This is a genomic window from Mesorhizobium sp. M1E.F.Ca.ET.063.01.1.1 (genome assembly GCF_003998155.1).
Taxonomy (GTDB): Bacteria; Pseudomonadota; Alphaproteobacteria; order Rhizobiales; family Rhizobiaceae; genus Mesorhizobium.
Map to the genome: position 1 here is coordinate 1 of NZ_RZSC01000846.1, position 2,380 is coordinate 2,380.

The 2,380-nt window shown below is 66.2% G+C and carries 2 protein-coding genes; both read left to right on the forward strand.

Annotation, left to right across the window (positions count from 1 at the left end):
* The first annotated feature begins 295 nt into the window (after nt 1-295).
* Entirely contained in the window at nt 296-1,261 is a 966-nt protein-coding gene (locus tag EOA29_RS33220; protein WP_126093852.1) for an aspartate carbamoyltransferase catalytic subunit, read from the forward strand.
* Nucleotides 1,258-2,380, forward strand: a 1,123-nt coding sequence (locus EOA29_RS33225) for a dihydroorotase (RefSeq protein ID WP_127222191.1), incomplete at its 3' end; no start/stop codon positions are given. The genes EOA29_RS33220 and EOA29_RS33225, both read left to right, overlap by 4 nt.

Here is a 2,380-nt window from a genome sequence, read left to right on the forward strand (position 1 = left end):
ATGACGAACCGGCCAAGCGCGTCGAGATCCTTGCGCACCGGATCGGAAAAGCGCTCGGCAAGCTGGATGAGCAACGGATCGCCCCGCCATGCATTGCCGCCCGTCAGCGGCGGCGGCTGGTTGATCACGTCGTCGGTCACGCCCTGTCCTTACCATCTGAAGGCCGCGGTCGCGAATCCGAAGCCATCGCTGCCTTATAGCCGAAGCCACGCAGCGAAAATACCGGGGAGAAAGCCGGCAATCCCAAGCTGGCGCTTGCGGCCGGCCGGACCGCACCCTATAGCAGCGCCTTGAGATGACCGACGCTTCGTCCCTGCCGCTCTTTCCCCACCGCCATCTTCTGGGCATCCGCGATCTTTCCCCGGCCGATATCGAGCTGCTGCTCGACCGGGCGGACCAGGCCGTGGCGATCTCGCGGCAGCCGGAAAAGAAGACATCGACGCTCCGTGGCCGCACCCAGATCAACCTCTTCTACGAGGCCTCGACCCGCACGCAATCGTCCTTCGAGCTCGCAGGCAAAAGGCTCGGCGCCGACGTCATGAACATGTCGGTGGCGAGTTCCTCGGTGAAGAAGGGCGAGACGCTTATCGACACCGCCATGACGCTCAACGCCATGCGGCCGGATATCCTGATCATCCGCCACCAGTCGGCGGGCGCCGCCGCCCTTCTGGCGCAGAAGGTCGGCTGCTCGGTGGTCAATGCCGGCGACGGCGCGCATGAACATCCAACGCAGGCTTTGCTCGACGCGCTGACCATCCGGCGCGCCAAGGGGCCGCTGTCGAAGCTGATCGTGGTGATCTGCGGCGATATCCTGCATTCGCGCGTCGCCCGCTCCAACATCATGCTCTTGAACGCGCTCGGCGCGCAGGTGCGCGTCGTCGCGCCCTCGACGCTGCTGCCTGCGGGCATTGATAAGATGGGCGTGATCGTGGCGCGCTCGATGGCCGAGGGGCTGAAAGACGCCGACGTGGTGATGATGCTGCGCCTGCAGCGCGAGCGCATGGAAGGCGCCTTCGTGCCGTCGATCCGCGAATATTTCCGCTATTTCGGCCTCGATGCCGAAAAGCTCAAGGCAGCCAAGGGCGATGCGCTGGTCATGCATCCCGGGCCGATGAACCGCGGCGTCGAGATCGCCTCGGAGATCGCTGACGGGCCGCAAAGCGTCATCCAGGAACAGGTCGAGATGGGTGTCGCCGTCCGCATGGCTGTGATGGAAGCCCTGCTCGATCCCCGTCGCAACCATGAGGGCCGCGGCGCATGAGCGTGACCGTCTTCAGCAAGGCGCACATCGTCGATCCCTCGCGCGGGGTCGATGAGATCGGCACCGTCGTCGTCGACGGCCGCAAGATCGCCGCCGCCGGCAAGGCGGCGCTGAACCAGGGCGCGCCCGAAGGCGCCGTGGTCGTAGACTGTGCCGGCATGACGATCATTCCAGGCCTTGTCGATGCCCGCGTGTTCATCGGCGAACCCGGCGGCGAGCATCGCGAGACGATCGCCTCGGCAAGCGTGGCGGCTGCGGTCGGCGGCGTCACCTCCATCGTCATGATGCCCGACACCGATCCGGTGATCGACAATGTCGCTCTGGTCGAATTCGTTCTGCGCACCGCGAGAGACACGGCAAGCGTCAACATCTTCCCGGCGGCGGCCATCACCAAGGGTCTCGAAGGCCGCGAGATGACCGAGTTCGGCCTGCTGCGCGAAGCCGGCGCCGTTGCCTATACCGATGGCCGCCACACGATTGCCAGCGCGCTGGTGATGCGCCGCGCGCTGACCTATGCGCGCGATTTCGGCGGCGTGATCGCGCATGAGATACAGGATGCCGACCTCGCCGCGGCCGGCGTGATGAACGAGGGCCTCTATGCGAGCTGGCTCGGCCTGTCCGGCATCCCGCGTGAGGCCGAACTCATCCCGCTGGAGCGCGACCTGGCGCTCGCGCGGCTGACGGGCGGCGCCTATCACGCAGCCAAGATCTCGACCGCGATGGCGGCTGGAGCCGTCAACCGGGCAAAGACGGACGGCGCCAATGTCACGGCGGGCGTCGCCATCCACAATCTGTCGCTCAACGAGAATGATGTCGGCGAATACCGCACCTTCTTCCGGCTGACGCCGCCGTTGCGCGCCGAGGACGACCGGCTGGCGATGATCGAGGCGATCAAGGACGGCACGATCGACATCATCGTCTCCTCGCACGACCCGCAGGATGTCGACACCAAGCGCCTGCCCTTCGCCGATGCGGCTGCCGGTGCGATCGGGCTGGAGACGCTTCTTGGCGCGGCACTTCGGCTCTACCATAATGGCGACGTCCCGCTGCTTCGGCTGATCGAGACGCTTTCGACCGCGCCGGCAAGATTGTTCGGCCTGCCGGGCGGCACGCTTAAGC